This window comes from Streptomyces sp. NBC_00448, from assembly GCF_036014115.1.
In the GTDB taxonomy this organism is placed as follows: domain Bacteria; phylum Actinomycetota; class Actinomycetes; order Streptomycetales; family Streptomycetaceae; genus Actinacidiphila.
This window is the reverse complement of the sequence record NZ_CP107913.1, coordinates 7,015,209-7,036,998: the sequence shown is the minus strand read 5'-3', so window position 1 is coordinate 7,036,998 and position 21,790 is coordinate 7,015,209. Positions and strand designations below refer to the sequence as shown.

General features: G+C 72.8%; 20 protein-coding genes. 3 read left to right on the top strand and 17 right to left on the bottom strand.

The features are described 5' to 3' along the window. Window positions 1-6 precede the first annotated feature (6 nt). The 10 genes from OG370_RS30415 to OG370_RS30370 all read right to left on the bottom strand — a co-directional run bounded on the left by OG370_RS30415 (window position 7) and on the right by OG370_RS30370 (window position 11,367). Window positions 7-294 carry a hypothetical protein gene (locus tag OG370_RS30415; RefSeq protein WP_328469850.1) on the bottom strand — a complete coding sequence of 96 codons (288 nt, stop codon included), beginning with the start codon at window positions 292-294 and terminating at the stop codon, window positions 7-9. Further along, window positions 291-1,784: an Asp-tRNA(Asn)/Glu-tRNA(Gln) amidotransferase subunit GatA gene (gene gatA, locus OG370_RS30410; RefSeq protein WP_328469848.1), complete on the bottom strand. Its 1,494-nt coding sequence runs from the start codon at window positions 1,782-1,784 to the stop codon at window positions 291-293. The genes OG370_RS30415 and gatA overlap by 4 nt, the downstream gene beginning before the upstream one ends. A 4-nt stretch (window positions 1,785-1,788) precedes the next feature. Further along, window positions 1,789-2,085, bottom strand: a complete 297-nt coding sequence (gene gatC / locus OG370_RS30405) for an Asp-tRNA(Asn)/Glu-tRNA(Gln) amidotransferase subunit GatC (RefSeq protein WP_202236395.1) — start codon at window positions 2,083-2,085, stop codon at window positions 1,789-1,791. A gap of 125 nt (window positions 2,086-2,210) precedes the next feature. Beyond that, window positions 2,211-4,343 (bottom strand): putative bifunctional diguanylate cyclase/phosphodiesterase, encoded by a 2,133-nt coding sequence (locus OG370_RS30400; protein WP_328469845.1) that lies wholly within the window; start codon window positions 4,341-4,343, stop codon window positions 2,211-2,213. 396 nt (window positions 4,344-4,739) lie between these two features. Then, window positions 4,740-7,058: an NAD-dependent DNA ligase LigA gene (gene ligA / locus OG370_RS30395; RefSeq protein WP_328469843.1), complete on the bottom strand. Its 2,319-nt coding sequence runs from the start codon at window positions 7,056-7,058 to the stop codon at window positions 4,740-4,742. A gap of 48 nt (window positions 7,059-7,106) precedes the next feature. Beyond that, window positions 7,107-8,144: a methionine synthase gene (locus OG370_RS30390; protein WP_328469841.1), complete on the bottom strand. Its 1,038-nt coding sequence runs from the start codon at window positions 8,142-8,144 to the stop codon at window positions 7,107-7,109. A 60-nt stretch (window positions 8,145-8,204) separates the two neighbouring features. Beyond that, window positions 8,205-8,894, bottom strand: coding sequence for an SDR family oxidoreductase (locus OG370_RS30385; protein ID WP_328469839.1), 690 nt, complete (start codon window positions 8,892-8,894; stop codon window positions 8,205-8,207). After that, on the bottom strand, window positions 8,891-9,415 hold the full coding sequence (locus tag OG370_RS30380) for a TIGR00730 family Rossman fold protein (protein WP_328474556.1): 525 nt from the start codon (window positions 9,413-9,415) through the stop codon (window positions 8,891-8,893). The genes OG370_RS30385 and OG370_RS30380 overlap by 4 nt, the downstream gene beginning before the upstream one ends. A 212-nt stretch (window positions 9,416-9,627) precedes the next feature. Beyond that, window positions 9,628-10,812, bottom strand: a complete 1,185-nt coding sequence (gene mnmA, locus OG370_RS30375) for a tRNA 2-thiouridine(34) synthase MnmA (protein WP_328469837.1) — start codon at window positions 10,810-10,812, stop codon at window positions 9,628-9,630. An 87-nt stretch (window positions 10,813-10,899) separates the two neighbouring features. After that, window positions 10,900-11,367, bottom strand: a complete 468-nt coding sequence (locus tag OG370_RS30370) for a MarR family winged helix-turn-helix transcriptional regulator (RefSeq protein WP_328469834.1) — start codon at window positions 11,365-11,367, stop codon at window positions 10,900-10,902. A 72-nt stretch (window positions 11,368-11,439) separates the two neighbouring features. Between OG370_RS30370 and OG370_RS30365 the strand changes: the two genes are divergently transcribed. From OG370_RS30365 to OG370_RS30355, 3 genes are all read left to right on the top strand, one after another. Next, window positions 11,440-12,339 (top strand): SDR family NAD(P)-dependent oxidoreductase, encoded by a 900-nt coding sequence (locus OG370_RS30365; protein WP_328469832.1) that lies wholly within the window; start codon window positions 11,440-11,442, stop codon window positions 12,337-12,339. A gap of 209 nt (window positions 12,340-12,548) precedes the next feature. Further along, window positions 12,549-13,409 (top strand): thioesterase family protein, encoded by an 861-nt coding sequence (locus OG370_RS30360; protein WP_328469830.1) that lies wholly within the window; start codon window positions 12,549-12,551, stop codon window positions 13,407-13,409. Between the two features lie 269 nt (window positions 13,410-13,678). Beyond that, window positions 13,679-14,851, top strand: coding sequence for a cysteine desulfurase family protein (locus tag OG370_RS30355; RefSeq protein ID WP_328469828.1), 1,173 nt, complete (start codon window positions 13,679-13,681; stop codon window positions 14,849-14,851). 33 nt (window positions 14,852-14,884) lie between these two features. Here the strand turns inward: OG370_RS30355 and OG370_RS30350 are convergent, their stop codons facing one another. The 7 genes from OG370_RS30350 to OG370_RS30320 are packed head-to-tail and all read right to left on the bottom strand — an operon-like array spanning window position 14,885 to window position 21,721. Next, window positions 14,885-15,775, bottom strand: coding sequence for an amino acid ABC transporter permease (locus OG370_RS30350; RefSeq protein ID WP_328469826.1), 891 nt, complete (start codon window positions 15,773-15,775; stop codon window positions 14,885-14,887). Continuing rightward, window positions 15,772-16,416 (bottom strand): amino acid ABC transporter permease, encoded by a 645-nt coding sequence (locus tag OG370_RS30345; protein WP_328469824.1) that lies wholly within the window; start codon window positions 16,414-16,416, stop codon window positions 15,772-15,774. The genes OG370_RS30350 and OG370_RS30345 overlap by 4 nt, the downstream gene beginning before the upstream one ends. 9 nt (window positions 16,417-16,425) lie before the next feature. Continuing rightward, window positions 16,426-17,490: a glutamate ABC transporter substrate-binding protein gene (locus OG370_RS30340; protein WP_328469822.1), complete on the bottom strand. Its 1,065-nt coding sequence runs from the start codon at window positions 17,488-17,490 to the stop codon at window positions 16,426-16,428. Between the two features lie 42 nt (window positions 17,491-17,532). Next, entirely contained in the window at window positions 17,533-18,330 is a 798-nt protein-coding gene (locus OG370_RS30335) for an amino acid ABC transporter ATP-binding protein (protein WP_328469820.1), read from the bottom strand. Between the two features lie 48 nt (window positions 18,331-18,378). Further along, a complete protein-coding gene (locus tag OG370_RS30330; protein ID WP_443060770.1) occupies window positions 18,379-19,644 on the bottom strand; it encodes an ABC transporter ATP-binding protein in 1,266 nt (421 codons plus the stop codon). Beyond that, a complete protein-coding gene (locus tag OG370_RS30325) occupies window positions 19,641-20,711 on the bottom strand; it encodes an ABC transporter ATP-binding protein (RefSeq protein WP_328469818.1) in 1,071 nt (356 codons plus the stop codon). Before OG370_RS30325 ends, OG370_RS30330 begins: the two co-directional genes overlap by 4 nt. Further along, window positions 20,708-21,721: an ABC transporter permease gene (locus OG370_RS30320; protein WP_328469816.1), complete on the bottom strand. Its 1,014-nt coding sequence runs from the start codon at window positions 21,719-21,721 to the stop codon at window positions 20,708-20,710. Before OG370_RS30320 ends, OG370_RS30325 begins: the two co-directional genes overlap by 4 nt. Between the last annotated feature and the right edge of the window lie 69 nt (window positions 21,722-21,790).

Genomic DNA, 21,790 nt, shown 5'->3' with positions numbered 1-21,790 from the left:
GGTCCGTCAGTCCGCAAGGACGTCGTCATCGCTCAGCCGGCGCAGCTCGCGTACGAGCAGCACGATGCCGGTGGTCACCGCGGCGGCGCGCAGCACGGCGTCGATCAGCTGGAGGTTGTCCTCCTCGCTGCGGGCGGAACGCACCTTCTTCACCGCGGTGAAGGCGCTGAACAGCGAGGTGCCGATGGACAGGTAGGTGCCCCTCTTGCTCTTGCCGCCCTTGGCCGACAGGTCCGCCGAACCGTTGTGCTTGCCGCTGGTGCTCTTCGCCGCGGACTTCGTCTGGGTGCTCATAGCTGCGGTGCCTCCTCAAGTAGCGGGTGGCCCCACTTCGACACGAAGGCGGCCTCTACTGCGGCGCCGACCCGGTAGAGCCGGTCGTCCTTGAGCGCGGGCGCGATGATCTGCAGGCCCACCGGGAGACCATCCTCCGGGGCGAGGCCGCACGGCAGCGACATCGCCGCGTTGCCGGCCAGGTTGACCGGGATGGTGCACAGGTCGGCGAGGTACATCGCCAGCGGGTCGTCCGCGCGCTCGCCGATCGGGAACGCCGTGGTGGGCGTGGTGGGCGAGACGATGACGTCCACCTGCTCGAAGGCGCGCTCGAAGTCGCGGGTGATCAGGGTGCGGACCTTCTGCGCGGAGCCGTAGTAGGCGTCGTAGTAGCCGGAGCTGAGCGCGTAGGTGCCGAGGATGACGCGGCGCTTGACCTCGGGGCCGAAGCCGGCCTCGCGGGTCAGCGCGGTGACCTCCTCCGCGGACTTGGTCCCATCGTCGCCGACCCGCAGGCCGTAGCGCATGGCGTCGAAGCGGGCCAGGTTGCTGGAGCACTCCGACGGCGCGATCAGGTAGTACGCCGCCAGCGCGTACGTGAACGACGGGCAGGACAGCTCGACGATCTCGGCGCCCAGCTCGCGCAGCAGTTCCACTGACTCGTCGAACCGCTGGACCACGCCGGCCTGGTAGCCCTCGCCGCCGAACTCCTGGATGACGCCGATCCGCAGGCCCTTGACGTCGCCGTTGCGGGCGGCCTCGACCACCGGCGGCACCGGGACGTCGACCGAGGTGGAGTCCATCGGGTCGTGGCCGGCGATCACCTCGTGCAGCAGCGCCGCGTCCAGCACGGTGCGCGCGCACGGGCCGCCCTGGTCGAGCGAGGAGGAGAAGGCGACCATGCCGTAGCGGGAGACCCCGCCGTAGGTCGGCTTCACCCCTACGGTGGCGGTGACCGCGGCGGGCTGCCGGATCGAGCCGCCGGTGTCGGTGCCGATCGCCAGCGGCGCCTGGTACGAGGCGAGCGCCGCGGCCGAGCCGCCGCCCGAGCCGCCCGGGATACGGGTGAGGTCCCACGGGTTGCCGGTCGGGCCGTACGCGCTGTTCTCGGTGGAGGAGCCCATCGCGAACTCGTCCATGTTGGTCTTGCCGAGGATCACCACGTCGGCGGCCTTCAGCTTCCTGGTGACCGTCGCGTCGTACGGCGGCAGCCAGCCCTCCAGGATCTTGGAGCCGACGGTGGTCGGTACGCCCTCGGTGGTGAAGATGTCCTTCAGCGCCAGCGGCACCCCGGCGAGCGGGCCCAGCTCCTGCCCGGCGGCGCGCTTGGCGTCCACCGCGCGGGCCTGGGCGAGCGCGCCCTCCCGGTCCACGTGCAGATACGCGTGCACCTTCTCGTCCACGGCCTCGATCCGGGCCAGGTGCGCCTCGGTCACCTCGACCGCGGTCAGCTCGCCGGACGCGATCTTCTGCGCCGTCTCGGCGGCGGTGAGCCTGATGATGTCCGTCACGGCGTCAGTCCTCCCCCAGGATCTGCGGGACCTTGAAGCGCTGCTGCTCCTGCGCGGGCGCACCCGACAGCGCCTGCTGCGGGGTCAGCGACGGCCGGACGGTGTCCGAGCGCATCACGTTGGTCAGGGGCAGCGGGTGAGAGGTCGGCGGGACGTCCTCGCCGGCCACCTCGGATACACGGGCTACGGCGCCGATGATGTCGTCGAGCTGTCCGGCGAAGTGGTCCAACTCTTCGCGTGACAGCTCCATCCGCGCCAGCCGGCCGAGGTGGGCGACCTCCTCGGGCGTGATGCCAGGCATGCAGCGGTCCTCTGCGGGGTGAGATGTCAATGGGTGCCCAATCCTACGGTGCCCCGCGGAAGTCCCCGCACCCCGTTTCCCCCCCGGGGGGGTGCCTCCGCGGAAGCGGGTACGGACCAGGGGCGCTACGCCCGCTTCGCGGGAAGCGCCGCCGCGGGCCGCTGCCAGCCGCGGTCCCCCCGCGCCTGAAGCCAGTGCGTCGCCTCCTGCTCGGGCATCGCGGCGGCGACCAGCCACCCCTGCACCGCATCGCACCGCAGGTCCCGCAGCCGCTCCCACGTCTCGTCGTCCTCGACTCCCTCGGCCACGACCATGAGCCCGAGGGAGTGCGCGAGGTCGATGGTGCAGCGCACGATCTCCGCGTCCTCGGCGTCCGCGATCAGCCGGGCCACGAACGAGCGGTCGATCTTCAGCTCGCTGACCGGCAGCCGCCGCAGGTGCACCAGCGACGAGTAGCCCGTGCCGAAGTCGTCCAGGGACATCTTCACGCCGTGTCCGGTGAGCCCGTTGAGCGTGTCGGCGGCACGCTGCGGGTCCTCCAGCAGGACGTGCTCGGTGATCTCCAGCTGGAGGGAGCCGGGCGGCACCTGGTGGCGGGCCAGCCGCGCGGCCACCGCCCCGGCGAACCCCGGACTGTGCACGTCGCGCGGCGAGACGTTGACGGCGACCGGGACGTCCAGGCCCATCGCCCGCCACCGGGCGATCTGGGCGAGCGCGGTGTCCAGGACGTACTCGGTGAGCCGCGGCATCAGCCCGGAGGTCTCCGCCATCGCGATGAACTCCTCCGGGTTGACCCGGCCCCGCTCGGGGTGCTCCCAGCGGACCAGCGCCTCGAGCCCGGCCACCTGGCCGTCGAACCGCACCTTCGGCTGGTAGTGGAGTTCGACGTCGCCCGCGTCCAGCGCCCTGCGCAGGTCGCCGAGCAGTCCCAGCCGGTCGGGGGTGTTGGCGTCGCGGGTGGCCTCGTAGACCTCCGCGCCGCTGCGGTCCCGCTTCGCCTGGTACATCGCCACGTCGGCGCGGCGCAGCAGCCCTTCCGCGTCGGACGCGTGCTCGGGGAAGACGCTGACGCCGGCGCTGGCCTCCAGCACCAGCGTCAGCCCGTCGAGGCTGAGGGGTGAGCCGAGCGCGGCGACCAGGGTGCGGGCGATCCGCTGCGCGCGGGTGGCGGAGTCGCAGGCGGGCAGCAGCACCGCGAACTCGTCGCCGCCGAGCCGGGCCGCCTCGGCGCCGCGCGGCAGGGCCAGCCGCAGCCGGTCGGCGACCTGGAGCAGCAGCCGGTCGCCGGCCAGGTGCCCGAGGGTGTCGTTGACCGACCGGAACTTGTCGAGGTCGATGAGGATCAGCCCGACCCGGCCCCAGCCCGCGGGCGCGGGCTCGCCCGGCTCGGCGCGGCCGACGGTCCGCGCGGCGTCGATCGCGGACCAGGTGCGCTCCAGCAGCCACTGGCGGTTGGGCAGGCCGGTGAGCGGGTCGCGCAACTGCTCCTCGGCGCGGGCGTGCACGATCCACAGCGTGGAGTCGAGCGCGATCAGCGGGACCGCGAAGAGCGGCAGCAGCGCCGGCTGGTCGCAGGCGACGACGAGGATCAGCGGGGAGATGCCGAGCAGGGCCGCGCCGACCAGCCCCTGCCGGACCAGCGCGGTGCGCGCCACCGTGGGCAGCCCGCCGCGCGGCGCGAACGCGGCCCACAGCAGCACCCGGGTCGCCGCGAGGTAGGCCAGTGCGGTGACCACGACGCAGGGCAGCGCCGACCAGCCCCAGTCGGCCGTCGTCCAGGGGTGCGCCACGGACGGGTGGATGCCGAACAGGTCGAGGCTGAGCGCGCCGGCGCCGATGCCGAGGATGTCGATCGCGCCGTGCAGCCCGGCCTGCCGCCAGTGGTGCCGGCGGGCGGCGCCGACCAGCACCACCACCGCGAGGCTGACCAGCACCGCGGGCACCCAGCCGAACAGCAGCAGCACCGCGAGCACGAGGGCGGCACCGGAACCGGTGCCGCCCCACCAGCGGTCGCGCCCCATCGCGACGAGATGGCCGACGATGATCCCGCTGAGGACGGCGAGCGCCCAGCCGATCCGGCCGCCGGGGAACAGCGCGTCGCCGTTGTCCAGCAGCCGGCCCACACCGGCGGCCAGCGCGGCGGCCGCGGCGACCAGTACGGCCCACCGCACCAAGGGCGCCGGGCTCGCGGGGAGAACGGGCGCGGCCACGCTGCTTCGGGGCAGCCGTGCCGCTCCGGCACTCTCCGTGGGTTCCATACCCGTGTCCCTCTCACAGCCCATGAAGCAAGCAGGTGCGCGGGTGCCGGGGGACGCGGTTCGGCCGATGGGCCGCCGCGATCCTGCCGCCCCGACAGGAGCGCTCCTCAACAGTAGGCCGCGACAGCGCGCCGCGGGCACCGATCGGCCGTCAATGCTTCAGTGCGCCCCGGTGGGTTCGCGCCCGAACTCCCCCGTCTGATATAGGCCGATCGGGTGACATGTGGCGCTAGGGCCTGTCGTTTGGATCTCCGTGGATGAAGGAGCGGCGTCCGGTGCGTGCAACTGCAAGGCGGAGGAGGGAGACGACGCGGAGCGTCGGCGACCGACGAGAACGCGGCAGATGTGCGTGCCGGACGCCGCGACGCCGCGGAGATCCGAACGACAGGCCCTAGGTCAGTCTGATTCGCCGTCGGATGCCGTGCCTGGGGCGGGATCGGACGGCGTGTCGGCGGCCGGCGCCGGATCATCGGCTGCCGGGTCCGGGTCGGACGCCTGCTCCGGGTCGGACGCCGGCTCCGGCGGGTTCACCGCCATCGCGCGGGCCGCGTCGGCACCCTGTTCGAGGAGGACCCCGAAGCCGGCCTCGTCGAGGATCGGGACCTTCAGCTGGACCGCCTTGTCGTACTTCGACCCGGGGTTGTCGCCGACCACCACGAAGTGCGTCTTCTTCGAGACCGCGCTGGTGACCTTCGCGCCTCGGCCGCCCAGTTCGTCCTTCGCGCCGTCGCGGGTGTGCCCGGTGAGCGTGCCGGTCACCACCACGGTCAGTCCCTCCAGGGGCCTGGGGCCCTCGTCGGAACCCTCCTCGGTGAACTTCACGCCGGCCGCGCGCCACTTCTCGATGATCTCCAGGTGCCAGTCCACCGCGAACCACTGCTTGAGCGAGGCGGCGATGGTCGGCCCGACCCCGTCGACCGCGGCCAGCTCGGCCTCCTCGGCGTCCTTGATCCGGTCCAGGTCGCGGAACTCGCGGGCGAGCGCCTCGGCGGCCACCGGGCCGACGTGGCGGATGGACAGGCCGGTGATCACCCGGGCCAGCGGGCGCTCCTTGGCGGCCGCGATGTTCTCCAGCATGGACAGCGCGTTCTTCTTCGGCTCGCCCTTCTGGTTGGCGAAGAAGGTGACGACCTTCTCCTCGCCGGTCTCCGGGTCGCGCTTGGGCAGCCCGCTGTCCTGGTCCAGGACGTAGGAGCGGATCGGCAGCAGGCGCTCGATGTCGAGGTCGAAGAGGTCACCCTCGTCGGCCATCGGCGGCTGGTCGGGGGCGAGCGGCTGGGTGAGCGCGGTCGCCGCGACGTATCCGAGCGCTTCGATGTCCAGGCACCGGCGGCCGGCGAGGTAGAAGATCCGCTCGCGCAACTGGGCCGGGCAGCGCCGCGCGTTGGGGCAGCGCAGGTCGATGTCGCCTTCCTTCATGGGCTGGAGGGCGGTGCCGCACTCGGGGCACTCGGCGGGCATCGCGAACTCCCGCTCGCTGCCGTCCCGCAGGTCCGCCACCGGGCCCAGGATCTCCGGGATGACGTCGCCGGCCTTGCGCAGCACCACGGTGTCGCCGATCAGGACGCCCTTCTTCTTCACCACCTCCTGGTTGTGCAGGGTGGCGAACTCGACCTCGGAGCCGGCCACGGTGACCGGTTCCACCACTGCGTACGGCGTCACCCGGCCGGTGCGGCCGACGCCGACCCGGATGTCCACGAGCTTGGTGTTGACCTCCTCCGGGGCGTACTTCCAGGCGATGGCCCAGCGCGGGGCGCGCGAGGTGGAGCCGAGCCGGCCCTGGAGCGGGATCTCGTCCACCTTGACGACGACGCCGTCGATCTCGTGCTCGACGTCGTGGCGGTGCTCGCCGTAGTACGCGATGAACTCGCGGACGGCGGCCAGCGAGTCGACCACCTTGTTGTAGCGGGCGGTGGGCAGGCCCCACTCGTGGAGGAGGGCGTAGGCGTGCGACTGGCAGTCGATGTCGAAGCCCTCGCGGGCGCCGATGCCGTGCACCACCATGCGCAGCGGGCGGGTGGCGGTGATCCGGGGGTCCTTCTGGCGCAGTGAGCCGGCCGCCGCGTTCCGCGGGTTGGCGAACGGCTTGTCGCCGCCTTCGACCAGCCGGGCGTTGAGCTCCTCGAACTTCTCGCCGGGGAAGTAGACCTCGCCGCGGATCTCGACCAGGTCGGGCACCCGGTCGCCGGCCAGCCGGTCGGGGATGTCGGCGATAGTGCGGACGTTGGGCGTGATGTCCTCGCCGGTGCGGCCGTCGCCGCGGGTGGCGGCGCGGGTGAGCCGGCCCTGTTCGTACGTCAGGTTGACCGCGAGGCCGTCGACCTTCAGCTCGCACAGGAAGTGGTACGGGCTGCGGGTGTTGTCCGGCGGGCCCAGCTCGGCCGCGACCCGGTCGGCCCAGGTGGTCAACTCCTCGTCGCTGAAGGCGTTGTCCAGCGAGAGCAGGCGCTCGCGGTGCTGGACCGAGGTGAACTCGGTCGCGTAAGCGCCCGCGACCTTCTGGGTGGGCGAGTCGGGGGTGCGCAGCGCCGGGTGCCGCTCCTCGATCGCCTCCAGCCGGCGCAGCAGCCGGTCGAACTCGGCGTCGCTGACGACCGGTGCGTCGTTCACGTAGTAACGGAAGCGGTGCTCCTCGACCTGCTCGGCCAGGCGCGCGTGCTCCTCACGGGCCTCGGCGGGGATGTCCGCCCGGCCGGCCTCCTGCTCGGCTGCCACGTCCGTGTCCCTCCTACCAATCGGGCCGCAAGCGGCCGCACTCCGGCGTCACTCTGGGTTGTCGACGAGCGAGCGTGCCGCCCTCGCGCAGTGCACGAGCGCGGCACGGGCATAGGCCGGTGAGGCCCCCGCCAGACCGCAGGACGGGGTAATGGCGACGGAGGACCCCAACGCCCCCGGTGCCAGTCCCAACCTGCGCCACAGCGCCCGAACACCACTGACGCTACCCGCTGGGTCTGACAACGGGGCATCCGTGCCTGGCACGACACCCGCGAACAGCGCGGTGCCGGCCTCCACGGCCTCGCCGAACGCGTCCCAGTCACGCTCGGTGAGCAGGTCGAAGTCGAAGGAGACCCCGGCGACCCCGGCCCGGCGCAGCAGCGCGAACGGCACCTCGGGGGCGCAGGAGTGGACGCTGACGGCGGCGCCGGCCGCTCCCGCCGCGTCGACCAGGTCGCGCAGCGCGCCCTCGACGACCGCCCGGTCCACCGCGCGGTGGGTGCGGTAGCCGCTGGCGGTCCTGATCTCGCCGCGCAGCACCGCGGTGATGCCCGGCTCGTCCAGTTGCAGCAGGAGAGCGGCGCCCGGCACGCGGCGGCGGACGTCCGCGAGGTGCGCGGTCAGGCCCTCCGCGAGGGACGCGGTCAGGTCGCGGACCGCGCCGGGGTCGCGTAGCGCCGCCTCGCCGTTGTGCAGTTCGACGGCCGAGGCCAGCGTCCACGGGCCGACCGCCTGGATCTTCAACGGGCCCTGGTGTCCTTGCGTGAACTCCTCCAGCGCGTCCAGGTCCTCGCCCAGCCATGACCTGGCCCGCTTGGTGTCGCGCCCCGGTCGGTCCCCGAACCTCCAGCCGCTGGGCTCCACCCGTGCGTACAGCTCCACCAGCAGGCCGAGGGTGCGGCCGATCATGTCCGCGCCCGGGCCGCGGGCCGGCAGCTCGGGCAGGTACGGCAGCGCGCCGACGGCCTCCGTGGCCACCCGGGCGGATTCTCGCGCGTCTCCCCCCGGCATCGAGCCCACGCCTGTCGCGGCGCCCTCGGGCAGGGTGAAACGTTCGCTGGTCTCGGTGGTCGCCTCGGTGCTCACGGTGGCAGCGTAGACGGCTCCCCGCCGCCGGGGTTCGCGTGTCCGCCCCGGGGGGACCGCTTACCGCGCGGGGCGCAGCGTCACGTCGGGGATCGTGGCGTCGCGCGGGAGGTCGAGGACGGAGAGAACCGTCGTGGCGACGGACTCGGGGTCGATCCAGCGCGAGGGGTCGTAGGGCTTGCCCTCCTGCTGGTGGACCTTCTGCTGCATGGGGGTGGCGGTCCGCCCGGGATACACGGTGGTGACGCGTACGCCGTGCGCCTGCTCCTCCGCGCGGAGCGAGTCCGCGAGGGCCCTGAGCCCGTGCTTGCTCGCGGCGTACGCGCTCCACTCGGCGTGTGCCTGGAGCCCGGCGCCGGAGTTGACGAGGACCACGGTGCCCCGGGAGAGCCGGAGTTGGGGCAGCAGCAGCCGGGTGAGTTCGGCGGGCGAGACGAGGTTCACCGCGAGGGTGTGCTCCCACAGCTTCGGGGTGAGGTCGCCGACCGGTCCGAGGTCGACGGTGCCGGCGCTGTGCAGGAGGGAGTCCAGCCGGTCCGGGAGCGCCTGCTTCTCCAGCGCCCAGGACAACCGGGCCGGGACCGCGAGGTCGCCGACGAGGGTCCGCGCCCCGGGGAACGCGTCGGCCAGTTGCCGGGCCCGGCCCGCGTCGCGGGCCAGCAGCCACAGTTCGTCGCCGCGGGCCAGCAGCCTTCGGGCCACCGCCGCGCCGATCCCGGACCCGGCACCGGTGACGAGGTGGACGCTCACGCGTGCTCCTGGAGGTAGGCCAGCGCGTCGGCGCCGTCGTCGGAGAAGTGCACCAGCTCGGAGAGCGGCAAGGGCAGGAAGCCCTCCTCCTCCATCCTGCGGAACTGCGCGGCCAACCCGTCGTAGAAACCCGCGCTGTTGAGCAGGACCACCGGTTTGGCGTGCAGTCCGTGCTTCTTCAGCTCCAGGATCTCCGTCGCCTCGTCGAGCGTGCCGGTGCCGCCGACCATCACCACGATCGCGTCGGAGCGGCGCAGCAGTTCGGCCTTGCGGGTGGCGAGGTCCGGTGCGATCACCATCTCGTCGGCGCCTGCGCGGGCCTTGGCGCGCAGGAACTCGACGGAGACGCCGACCAGCCGCCCGCCGGCCTGCTGCACACCGTCGGCGACGACCTTCATCAGGCCGGACTCCGAGCCGCCCCAGACCAGCGTGTGGCCGGCCCTGCCGAGCAGGTCGGCGAACTCCCGGGCGGGCGCGGTGTAGCGGTCGGGCAGGTCGGCGGCGGAGAGGAACACGCAGATGTTGAGCGGGCGGGTCGGCCGCGGCCCGGCGGCACCGGTGGCGGCAGCGGTGGCCGTGTCGGCAGTGGTGGCCGTGTCGGCCGCGGTGCCGGGTGCCGCACCGGTCACGACGCCGGTCGCCGTGTCGGCCGCGGGGGTGCCCACGGGAGTGGTCGCGGAGTCGTTCGCGGAGCTGGTCACAGAGTCCACCACGGGATCGGTCGTCGGGTCGGTCATGCGGTGCGTCCGGCGGCGGCCGGGGTGGGCCGGTTCCGGCCACGATCCCGGTCGCGATCCCGGTCGCGGTCGGTGGTGGCGATCGTCGCCGAGCCGACGACGCGGGTGCCGTCGTAGAGCACGACCGCCTGACCCGGGGCGATGCCGCGCATCGACTGGGCGAAGGTGACGTGCAGGGTGCCGTCGAGGAGTTCGGCGGTGGCGGTCACCTCCTCGCCGTGGGCGCGCAACTGCGCGGTGTACGCGGCCCGGCCGGTCGGCGGGGTGCCGCACCAGCGCGGGCGGATCGCGGTGAGCGCGGTCACGTCGAGCGCCTCGGCGGGGCCGACGGTGACGGTGTTGTCCACCGGCGAGATGTCCAGGACGTAGCGCGGCTTGCCGTCGTCGGCGGGGACGCCGAGCCGCAGGCCCTTGCGCTGGCCGACGGTGAAGCCGTACGCGCCGGTGTGGGTGCCGACCACCGCGCCGCTCTCGTCGACGATCTCACCCTCGCGGGTGCCGAGCCGCTGGGCGAGGAAGCCCTGGGTGTCGCCGTCGGCGATGAAGCAGATGTCGTGGCTGTCGGGCTTGCGGGCCACCGTGAGGCCGCGGCGCTCGGCCTCGGCGCGGATCTCGTCCTTGGTGGCCGCGGTGTCGCCGAGCGGGAACATCGCGTGGGCGAGCTGCCGCTGGTCCAGGACGCCGAGGACGTAGCTCTGGTCCTTGGCGACGTCGCCGGAGCGGTGCAGTTCGCGGCTGCCGTCGGGGGCGGTGCGCACGGCGGCGTAGTGGCCGGTGCAGACCGCGTCGAAGCCGAGGGCGAGGGCCTTGTCGAGGAGCGCGGCGAACTTGATCTTCTCGTTGCAGCGCAGGCACGGGTTGGGAGTGCGGCCGGCCGCGTACTCGGCGACGAAGTCGTCCACCACGTCCTCGCGGAAGCGGTCGGCGAGGTCCCATACGTAGAAGGGGATGCCGATCACGTCGGCGGCGCGCCGGGCGTCCCGGGAGTCCTCCAGCGTGCAGCAGCCGCGGGCACCGGTACGGAAGCTCTGCGGGTTCGCGGACAGGGCGAGGTGCACCCCGGTCACGTCGTGGCCCGCCTCGGCGGCCCGGGCGGCCGCGACCGCGGAGTCGACGCCGCCGCTCATGGCTGCCAGCACGCGGAGCCGCTGTCGCGGGGGCTCAGTCGGGAAATCGGTCACCCGACCAGGGTAACGGCCCGCCCTCCCCCGCCCGCCCGCCCTTTTCCGGCGCGCGCTCGGCCGGCGCTCGCCGGCGCCCGGCCGGGCTCAGCCCGCGCCGTCCCGGCCCGCCTCGCCGCCGTCCCGGTCGTCGTGCAACGCGCCGACACAGCGGCCGAGCAGGTCCTTGAGCGCGGCGCGCTCCTGGGGCGTGAGCGCGTCGGACATCCGGCGCTCGATACGTACGGCCCGCTGGTCGGCACGGTCGAGAAGCGCCGCTCCCTCGTCGGTGAGGCGGGTCTCCAGCACCTTCTGGTGCCAAGGGTGCGCCGTTCTGGTCACCAACCCCCGCTCTTCGAGGGTCTTCAGGACGGCGGTCATGGCCTGCGGTGTGACCAGGCAGGCCCGAGCCAGCGCGGCGCCTGAGATACCGGGGCTGCCCGAGAGGGCGAACAGCGCGGCGTACTGCGCGACGGTGAGGTCGAGCGGCTTCAGGGCGGCGCCCTTCGCGGCCATCAGGACCTGCTCCGCGCGCTTGATGTCCAGCCCGAGCCGCTCGCCTTCTGGCAGTCCCATACCACCCATCGTACAGATGTGAACTGATGACAAGACTTGAAGATGTATCAATGCCTTGATATATCTCAGGGCATGAGTACCCCGGTCGCACACACGGACCCGCGCCCCCTGCACGGCAAGGTGGTCCTCGTCACCGGCGCCACCCAGGGCATGGGCTGGGACCTCGCCCGCCATCTCGCCGGCGACGGCGCGACCCTCCTGCTGCACGGCCGCGACCCCGGGCGGCTCCAGGAGGCGGTCGAGGCCGTCCGCGCCGCCGCTCCGGGCGCGGCCGCGCGCGGCTACCTCGCCGACCTGGCGGACCTCGACCAGGTGCGGGAGATGGCCGCCCGCGTCATCGACGCGGAACCCCGCCTCGACGTGCTGGTCAACAACGCCGCGGCCGGGGGCGGCAGCGAGCCGGCCCGGCGCGACGTGAGCCGCCAGGGCCACGAACTGCGGTTCGCCGTGAACCACCTGGCGCCCTACGCGCTGATCCGCGCGCTGCTGCCGCTGCTCACCGCCTCGGCGCCCGCGCGCGTCGTCAACGTCGCCTCGATCGGCCAGACACCCGTCGACTTCGACGACGTCATGCTGGAGCGCGGCTACGAGGGGCTCGACGCGTACTGCCGGAGCAAACTCGCGATGATCATGTCCACCTTCGACCTGGCCGAGGAGTTCGCCGACCGCGGGATCACGGTGAACGCCGTACATCCGGCCCACCTCATGGACACCCCGGGCGTGCGCGAGTACGGCTTCACGCCGGTCGTCGGCACCGCCGAAGGGGTCGCGCCGACGGTCCGGCTGATCGCCGACCCGGCCTTGGCCGGCGTCACCGGCCGCTACTTCGACCGGTTCACCGACGCGCGGGCGCACGACAGGGCGTACGACCCGGCGGCACGCGCCCGGCTCGCCGAGATCACCGAACGGCTCACCCGCGTGGGCGGCGGCAGCGCTGCGGCCGGGGCCGGCCGCCAACAATCTGGGGGGTAGTGGGGAGTGGATCAAGGGGCGGCGCCACGCGGCTTCCGGCTTCGCGTCCAAGGCGGAGGAGGGAGGCGATGCGGGGGACCGTCGACCGACGGCACCACAGGAGACGGCGCCGCGAGCCCGCTCCCCCACGCCCCCGAACCCTAAGCGCTCGCTCAGTTTTTGCCCGGGAGGACTGGACGGGCCGGCCATACCGCTGGGTAACATGCGGTATGGCACAGAGCACGGCCCCCGCGGCCATCGGCGACAGCGAGTTCGACCGGGACACCTCGGTCCGGGCCCGGGCGGGCGAGCCCGGGACGTACGACGCGGAGCTGTCCGAGGGGTGGACGATCGTCTCGGCGATCAACGGCGGGTACCTGCTCGCGGTGGCCGCCCGCGCGCTGCGCGAGGAGCTGCCCCACCCGGACCCGCTGACGATCACCGCGCACTATCTGACCTCGGCGCAGCCCGGCCCCGCGGTGGTCCGGACGCAGACGGCCCGGGCCGGGCGGAGCATGTCCACTGGGCAGGCGTCGGTCTTCCAGTACGACGAGCACGGCGACGAGGTGGAGCGGCTGCGGGTGCTGACCGCCTACGGCGACCTCGACGCGCTGACGGACGAGGTGCGGACCTCGGCGCGGCCGCCGGAGATGCCCGGGTACGACGCGTGCGTGGGCACGGAGAGCGCCCCGGAGAACGCGCCGTTCGTCGGGTCCACCGCGATCATGGACCGGCTGGACGTACGGCTCGACCCGGCGACCGCCGGGTGGGCAATCGGGGCGCCCTCCGGGGTCGGCGCCATCCGCGGGTGGCTCGGGCTGGCGGACGGGCGCGACCACGATCCGCTGTCGCTGCTGCTCGCGGTCGACGCGCTCCCGCCGACCGCGTTCGACCTCGGGCTCAAGGGGTGGACGCCGACGCTGGAGCTCACCGTGCACGTACGGTGCCGGCCCGCGCCCGGGCCGGTGCGGATCTCTCTCACCACGCGCAACCTCGCGGGGGGATTGCTGGAGGAGGACGCGGAGGTCTGGGACAGCGCGGACCGCCTCGTCGCCCAGTCCCGCCAACTCGCGCGGGCCCCCCGGGGGTAACGGACCCACCCGGCTGCCCCGTCTGTGATGCACGGGACCTTGCGGTCGGTGGGTGGCTTGTCGCGCCGTTCTCCCCCCAGAGCTCCGCCTGGGAGGTGCCCTCACGCGCCCCTGAGCAAGTGCGGCTTCCCGCGTGCTTGCCCCGGAGGAACCCGGGCGCATCCAGGGGCGCGGGGAACTGCGCGGCAAGCCCCCACCGGGAGGTGGTCCCTGGACCGACAGGACGGGGCAGCCGGGCGGGTCGGGGACACCCTTAGAATCGGGGGACCATGGCCTACCTCGATCACGCCGCCACGACGCCGATGCTCCCGGAGGCGGTCCGGGCGATGACCGCGCACCTGACGGTGACCGGCAACGCGTCCGCACTGCACGCAGCCGGCCGTCAGGCCCGCCGTACCGTCGAGGAGTCCCGGGAAGCGCTGGCCGCGGCGCTCGGGGCGCGGCCGAGCGAGGTGGTGTTCACCGCCGGGGGCACGGAATCGGACAACCTCGCCGTGAAGGGCCTGTTCTGGTCCCGCCGGGCGGAGGACGCGCGGCGGGTGCGGGTGCTGGCGAGCCCGGTGGAGCACCACGCGGTGCTCGACGCGGTGTACTGGCTCGCCGACCACGAGGGCGCCGTCGTGGAGTGGCTGGCGGTCGACGGACACGGCCGGGTGCGCCCGGAGGCGCTGCGGGCCGCGCTGGAGCGGGGCGCGGGTCCCGACGATGTGGCGCTGGTCACCGCGATGTGGGCGAACAACGAGGTCGGCACCATCCTGCCGGTGCCCGAACTCGCCGAGGTCGCCCGCGAGTTCGGGGTGCCGATGCACTCCGACGCGGTGCAGGCGTTCGGCCAGCTCGACCTCGACTTCGCCGCCAGCGGCCTGGACGCGATGACCGTCACCGGGCACAAGGTGGGCGGCCCGTACGGCGTCGGCGCGCTGCTGCTGCGGCGCGAGGACACGCCCGTACCGCTGCTGCACGGCGGCGGGCAGGAGCGCAGCCGGTCCGGCACCCTCGACGTGCCCGCGATCGCCGCGTTCGCCGCGGCGGGCACGCTGGCGGCCGAGCGGCGCGCGGAGTTCGTCGGCCATGTCGGCGCGCTGCGCGACGAGTTGGTGCGCGGCGTCCGCGCGGCCGTACCCGACGCGGTGCTCAACGGCGACCCCTCCCCCGACGGACGGCTCGCCGGCAACGCCCACTTCACGTTCCCCGGCTGCGAGGGCGACGCGCTGCTGCTGCTCCTCGACGCCCAGGGCATCGCCTGCTCCACCGGTTCCGCGTGCACCGCGGGTGTGGCCCAGCCGAGCCATGTGCTGCTCGCCATGGGCCGTTCGGCGGCCGATGCCCGCGGCACGCTGCGCTTCTCCCTCGGGCACACCTCCACCGCCGACGAGGTGGCCGCGCTCACCGGCGCCATCGGCGGCGCGGTGGAACGCGCCCGCGCCGCCGGCCGCGCCTGACTGACGCCGTACAGCGGCACGCGCACCCGGCCACTACGTCGTGCGCAGCGCCTCCACGCCGACGCTCTCGGGCGTCCGCGGCCCGGGCAGTCCCGGTCCGGTGCCGGCGGCGCCCGCCTTCGGGCGGCGCTTGCCGCGGCGCTCCAGCGCCTCCGCGAGCTGGGAGAGCACGGCGTTGACCACGATGTAGATCGCGGTGACGCTGAGGTAGCTCTGCAGGAAGTCGTGCGTGTAGGAGCCCAGCACCTTTCCCTGGTTGAGGAGTTCGGGGTAGCTGACGACGTAGCCGAGGGTGGTGTCCTTGAGCAGGCTGACCAGTTGGGAGACCAGCGTGGGCACCACGAGCCGGACCGCCTGCGGCAGCACCACCAGCCACATCACCTGGCGGCGCCGCATCCCGAGGGCGTAGCCGGCCTCGGACTGGCCGCGGTCCAGGGCGAGTACGCCGGCCCGGAAGATCTCGGCGAGCAGCGCGGACGTGCACAGCACCACCGGGATGACCAGCTCCCAGAAGACCGGGAAGGTGTAGCCGGCGCGCGGGATGCCCATCAGGAAGACGTACAGCACCAGCAGCAGCGGCACCGAGCGGAAGAGTTCGACGAAGCCGCCGGCCGCCAGCCGCAGCACCCGGTGCGGCGAGAGCCGGCCGAGCGCGAGCAGCGCGCCGGCCGGCAGCGCGAGCAGCGCGGCCATCCCGGCTGCCTTGAGGGTCCGCACCAGGCCCTGCAGCAGGAACCGCTGGTAGGGCCACTGCCCGAACGGCTGCCATCGGGCGTGGTCGAGCTGGCCGTGCCGCGCGAGCTGGTGGACGCCCAGGGCGATCAGGCCCGCGATGACCAGTACGGACAGCGCGGTGGCGAGGCGTATCCGGCGCCGGGCCCGCGGGCCGGGCGCGTCGAAGAGCACGCGGTTCGGTCCGGTCATCTGCGCACCGCCATCCGCTTCTGGAGCCGCCCGGCGAGCAGCCCGACCGCGAGGGTGATCAGCACGTAGCCGACCGTGGCGAGCAGGAACGTGGGCACCGGCTCGTCGTACTGCAGGTCCAACCACTGGGTGCGGCCGATGAGTTCGCTGACGCCGACCGCCGCGCCCAGCGACGAGGAGAGCACCACCCCGATGAACACGTTGGCGAGCGGTTGGACCATGGTGCGGAACGCCTGCGGGAGGATCACCAGGGCCAGCGACTGGCCGAAGGTCATGCCGATCGCGCGGGCCGCCTCGGCCTGCCCGACCGGGACCGCGTTGATCCCCGCCCGCACCGCCTCGCAGACGTACCCGGCGAAGTACAGCGCCAGGCAGATCGCCTCGGAGGTGAACAGTGAGTAGGTGATGCCGGCGTCGGGCAGGCCGAAGACGAACAGCACCAGGAACGCCAGCAGCGGCACGTTGCGGAACACCTCGACGTAGAGGGTGCCGAGCACCCGCAGCGGGAGGATCGGGCTGACCCGCATCACCGTCAGCAGCGTGCCGAGGACGACGGCGCCGGCGAAGCCGAGCAGGGACAGCTCCAGGGTGGTGCCGAGCCCGCCGGCGAGGTAGCCGAGGTGGTGGAGGACCTCATGCATGACGCCTCGTCAGGACCCGTCGGCGGAGCCGATGGTGGGCGGCGCGGGCGGTGAACCGGCGATCTTGGTGCCGACGGTGGCCTTCCACAGCTTGGCCCACTCGCCGTCCGCGTAGATGGTCTTGAGCCACGCGTTGACGAACGCCTTCGCCTCCGGGTCGGCCTTCGGCAGCCCGATGCCGTACGGCTCCTGGGTGAACGGCTGCCCGACGACCTTCAGTTGGGGGTCGCTGACCACGTCGCCGAGCAGGATGCCCTGGTCCAGCACGTAGGCGTCGGCGCGCCCCTGCTTGACCGCGGCGACGCACTCGCCGTCCTCCTGGAAGAGCAGCGTCTTGGCCTTGGGGGCGAACTTCTTCAGGTCCAGCGCGGCGGTGGAGTTGCCCTCGGTGGCGACCGTCTTGCCGTTGAGGTCGGCCGGCTTGGTGATCGTGCTGTTGCCCGCCTTGACCAGGATCGCGTCGCCCGACTCGTAGTAGGGCCCGGCGAAGGCGACCTTCTGGGCGCGCTGCGGGGTGATGGTGTAGGTGGCGAACACGGTGTCCACGGTGCCGTTCTGCAGCATCGTCTCGCGGGTGTCCACGGTGACCAGCGAGAGCTTCGTGGCGGGCTTGCCGGTGATGTACTTCGCCAGCATCTGCGACAGGCCCGCGTCGAAGCCCTCCAACTGGCCACTGACGGGGTTGCGTTGGGAGAACATCGCGGAGGAGTCGGTGCCGCCGACCAGCAGGGTGCCGCGCTTCTTGACCTTGGCCATCCAGGAGCCGGCGGTGATCGCGGAGGCAGGCGCGACCGGGGCGGCGGCGACCACCTGCGCCTGGGTGTACGCCGACGGCTTGCCGGCGCCGGACTTGCCGCCGGGCGAGGACGGCAGCGACGAGGAGCCGCCACCGCCGCACGCGGTGAGCGCACCGGCCAGGGCCAGCGCCGTGCCGGCGGCGGCCATCCCGCGCCTTCCGCCGCGCCCCCTGCCGCGCCCTCCGCCGCCGACACCGATGGCGCCGCCACCGCCACCAGCGCCGATGCCACGCTCGCGTCCGCGGGCCGACCGGTTGCCGTTCTTCTGGGGAATCATGGATCTCCTTCGGTACGGGTGGGCTGGCCGGCGACGGACGGGTCAGTGCCGGAGGATCGTGGACAGGAAGTCGCGGGCCCGCTCGGTGCGCGGCTCGGTGAAGAACGCGTCGGGTTCGCCGGTCTCGACGATCTGGCCGTCGTCCATGAACACCACCCGGTCCGCGGCCCGGCGGGCGAATCCCATCTCGTGGGTGACGGCGACCATCGTCATGCCGTCGCGGGCGAGGCCGACCATCACGTCGAGCACCTCCCGGATCATCTCCGGGTCCAGCGCCGAGGTCGGCTCGTCGAAGAGCATCAACTTGGGGTGCATGGCGAGCGCGCGGGCGATCGCGACGCGCTGCTGCTGACCGCCGGAGAGCTCCGCGGGGTGCCGGGACTCCTTGTCCCGCACGCCGACCCGGTCCAGCAGCGCCCGGGCCTCCTCGACCGCCTCGTCCCTCGGCACCTTGCGCACCCGGGTCGGGCCGAGCACCACGTTCTCCAGCACGGTCTTGTGCGCGAACAGGTTGAACGACTGGAAGACCATCCCGACGTCGGCCCGCAGCGCGGCCAACGCGGTGCCCTCCTGCGGCAGTTCGCGGCCGTCGAAGACGATCCGGCCGGAGTCGATCGTCTCCAGCCGGTTGACGCACCGGCACAGCGTCGACTTGCCGGACCCGGACGCGCCGAGCACGACCACGACCTCGCCCTCGTGCACGTCGAGATCGACATCGCGCAGGGCGACGAGGTCGCCGAACCGCTTGCTGACCGACTCGATGCTCAGCAGCACTTTTCCGGTACGGCCGAATCCGCGCTCGGGCGTACCACCTGATGACCTGTCCGCGTCTTCGACCATGTCAACGACGATAGGGCGCGACGCGGCCGGCGGGTAAGAGCGGCATGCTCATCGGGTCGCGGGCTCCGGACGCTGGTCGGCCGCGTTCTCCGGGTGGTGGCAGGCGACTTGGTGGCCCGGGGCCAGCTCCACCAGCGGCGGCTGCTCGTCCCGGCACACGTCGGTCGCCTTCCAGCAGCGGGTGTGGAAGCGGCAGCCGGACGGCGGCGAGATCGGTGACGGCACGTCGCCGGTGAGCAGGATGCGGCCGTTGCTGCTGACCGGCGCGGCCCCCGTACCCGCCGTGCTCCCCTCGGCCGCCGAGCCCTCGGTGCCGCTCGCCGCCGCGACCTCGGTGCCCTCGGCACCGTCCGCGGCCACCGCCGGCTTCACCGTAGGCCGGTTGCGCCGCTTCGGGTCCGGCACCGGCACCGCCGACAGCAGCGCGGTGGTGTACGGGTGGAACGGCGTGCGGTAGAGCGTCTCGCGGTCGGCCAGCTCCACGACCTTGCCGAGGTACATCACCGCGATCCGGTCCGAGACGTGCCGGATCACCGACAGGTCGTGCGCGATGATCACGTAGGTCAGGCCCAGTTCGGACTGCAGGTCGTCCAGCAGGTTGACCACCTGCGCCTGGATGGACACGTCCAGCGCCGAGACCGGCTCGTCGGCGACCACCAGCTTCGGGCGCAGCGCCAGCGCCCGGGCGATCCCGATCCGCTGCCGCTGCCCGCCGGAGAACTCGTGCGGGTAGCGGTTGTAGTGCTCGGGGCTCAGGCCCACCAGCTCCAGCAGCCCCTGGACCTCTTTCTTCACCCCGTTCTCGGTGGCGACCTTCTGCAGCCGGAACGGCGTGCCGACGATGGTGCCGATGGTGTGCCGCGGGTTCAGCGACGAGTACGGGTCCTGGAAGATCATCTGCACGTCGCGGCGCAGCGGGCGCATCGCGCCGGTGCTCAGGTGCGTGATGTCGCGGCCGTCGAACTCGACCGTGCCGCCGGTCGGTTCCAGCAGCCGGGTGATCAGCCGGCCCATGGTGGACTTGCCGCAGCCGGACTCGCCGACCACGCCCAGCGTCTCGCCGGCGTTGACCTGGAAGTCGATGCCGTCGACCGCCTGGACCGCGCCGACCTGGCGGCGCAGCAGGCCCTTGGTGATCGGGAAGTGCTTGGTCAGCCCGGTGACCTTCAGCAGCGGTTCCCCCGGCGGCTTGCGCGGCGCGGGGGTACGCGGCTGCGGCTCGGCGCCGGCGGCCGGACCGCCCTTGTCCAGCGAGGTCTTCTCCGCCACGGTCTCGTCCCGGCCCTTCCCGGCTTCTGCGTCCTGGCTCTTCACAGCTTCGGCTCGATCTCCTCGGTCCAGATCCTGGCCCGCTCCTCGTCGGCGAGGTGGCAGGCGGACAGATGGCCCTCGGCCACCTCGCGCAGCTCGGGCACTTCGGTCTCGGAGGCGCCGCCGGTCAACTCGGCGTACGGGCAGCGCGGGTGGAAGGCGCAGCCGGTCGGCACGTTGATCAGGCTGGGCGGCGAGCCCTTGACCGGGTTGAGCCGGTCGGTGCGCTCCCGGTCCATTCGCGGCATCGAGCCCAGCAGGCCCCAGGTGTAGGGGTGTTGGGGCTCGCCGAAGAGCTTCTCCGCGGTGCCGCGCTCGACCACCCGGCCGGCGTACATCACCAGCAGGTCGTCGGCGACCTCGGCGACCACCCCGAGGTCGTGGGTGATCATGATGACCGCGGAGCCGAACTCCTGCTGCAGGTCGCGGATCAGGTCGAGGATCTGCGCCTGCACGGTGACGTCGAGCGCCGTGGTCGGCTCGTCGGCGATGAGCAGTTCGGGGTTGTTCACCAGCGCCATCGCGATCATGGCGCGCTGGCGCATGCCGCCGGAGAACTGGTGCGGGTAGTCCCGGAAGCGCTTGCGCGGCTCGGGGATGCCGACCCGGTCCAGCATCTCCATGGCCCGCTGGGCCGCGATCTTCTTGGGCACCTGGTGGTGCACCCGGTACGCCTCGACGATCTGGTTGCCGATCGAGTAGTACGGGTGCATCGCCGAGAGCGGGTCCTGGAAGATCATCGCCATCTTGCGGCCGCGCAGCCGGCGTACCGCGTCCGGCGGGGCGCCGACCAGTTCCTCGCCGTCGAGCCAGACCTCACCGGAGATCCTGGCCCGCGCGGTGCGGTGCAGGCCCATGATCCCCAGCGACGTGACGGACTTGCCCGACCCGGACTCGCCGACGATGCCGAGGGTACGGCCGCGCGGCAGGTCGAAGCTGAGGCCGTCGACCGACTTCACCACGCCGTCGTCGGTGTCGAAGTGGATGCGCAGGTCGCGCACGGACAGGTAGGCGTCCTGGGCGGCGGCCGGTTCTGCGGGCGTTTTCAGCAGCCTGTCGGCGGAACTCACGAGTACCTCACGCGGGGGTCGAGGACGGCGTAGGCGAGGTCCACCAGCAGGTTGCAGACCACGACGAAGAAGGCGACCACCAAGGTCACGGCCATCACGATGGGCAGGTCGTTGGCGGTCACACCCTGGATGGCGTAGGCGCCCATGCCCGGCAGCGAGAAGACCTGCTCGGTGATGACCGCGCCGCCGACCAGCAGCCCGAAGTCCATGCCGAAGATGGTCACGATCGGGGTGAGCGTGGAGCGCAGCGCGTGCCGGACCACGACGTCCCGTTCCCGCAGGCCCTTGGCGCGCGCGGTGCGGATGTAGTCCTCGCCCATGGTCTCCAGCATGCCCGCCCGGGTGAGCCGGGCGTACAGCGCGGAGTACAGGAAGGCGAGGCTGCACCAGGGCACCAGCAGGTTCCACGCCCAGTCGGCGGGATTGTGCGTGAACGACACGTAGTTCATGCCGTTGCTCCACAGCGGCCACTGCACGGTGAACACGCTCAGCGCGAGGATGCCGGTGAAGAAGATCGGCAGCGACACGCCCATCAGGGCCACGCCCATCGACAGCCGGTCGATGATGGTGCCCCGCTTCAGCGCGGAGACCACGCCCACCGCCACACCGGTGACGACCCAGATCACCGCGGCCCCGATCGCCAGCGAGAACGTCACCGGGATACGGGACTTCAGCTGCGGCCAGACCTCGACATGGCTCTTGAAGGAGTAGCCGAAGCAGGGCGCGTTGCAGTGCACCGGGTCGGGACCGTAGTGGTAGTCGGCGCCGGCGACCAGCGCCTTGAGGAAGTGCCAGTACTGCTCGTAGAGCGGCAGGTCGAAGCCGAGGTTCTTCTTGATCGCCGCGACGGCCGCCGGGTTGGCGTCCTTGCCCACGTACTGCGTGGCGAGCTGGGTGGTGGTCTGGCCACCGATGCGGGGGACGAGGAAGAAGATCGCGAAGGTGATCATGCTGACCACCAGAAGGAGCACGATCGCGGCGAACACGCGACGGATGAGGTAAGCGGTCACGGCCGTTCCGGCTGGCGTCCGCCCGGCCCGGATCGGGGGCCGGACCGGGCGGACGCCGGAGCCTTCACC

Bases quoted from the DNA above. Each gene is read 5' to 3' on its own strand.
- OG370_RS30335 (WP_328469820.1), bottom strand. From the start codon at position 18,330: ATGGTCGAAGACGCGGACAGGTCATCAGGTGGTACGCCCGAGCGCGGA.
- OG370_RS30355 (WP_328469828.1), top strand. From the start codon at position 13,679: ATGGCCTACCTCGATCACGCCGCCACGACGCCGATGCTCCCGGAGGCG.
- OG370_RS30345 (WP_328469824.1), bottom strand. From the start codon at position 16,416: ATGCATGAGGTCCTCCACCACCTCGGCTACCTCGCCGGCGGGCTCGGC.
- OG370_RS30350 (WP_328469826.1), bottom strand. From the start codon at position 15,775: ATGACCGGACCGAACCGCGTGCTCTTCGACGCGCCCGGCCCGCGGGCC.
- OG370_RS30400 (WP_328469845.1), bottom strand. From the start codon at position 4,343: ATGGAACCCACGGAGAGTGCCGGAGCGGCACGGCTGCCCCGAAGCAGC.
- OG370_RS30415 (WP_328469850.1), bottom strand. From the start codon at position 294: ATGAGCACCCAGACGAAGTCCGCGGCGAAGAGCACCAGCGGCAAGCAC.
- OG370_RS30370 (WP_328469834.1), bottom strand. From the start codon at position 11,367: ATGGGACTGCCAGAAGGCGAGCGGCTCGGGCTGGACATCAAGCGCGCG.
- gatC (WP_202236395.1), bottom strand. From the start codon at position 2,085: ATGCCTGGCATCACGCCCGAGGAGGTCGCCCACCTCGGCCGGCTGGCG.
- OG370_RS30365 (WP_328469832.1), top strand. From the start codon at position 11,440: ATGAGTACCCCGGTCGCACACACGGACCCGCGCCCCCTGCACGGCAAG.
- OG370_RS30360 (WP_328469830.1), top strand. From the start codon at position 12,549: ATGGCACAGAGCACGGCCCCCGCGGCCATCGGCGACAGCGAGTTCGAC.
- OG370_RS30340 (WP_328469822.1), bottom strand. From the start codon at position 17,490: ATGATTCCCCAGAAGAACGGCAACCGGTCGGCCCGCGGACGCGAGCGT.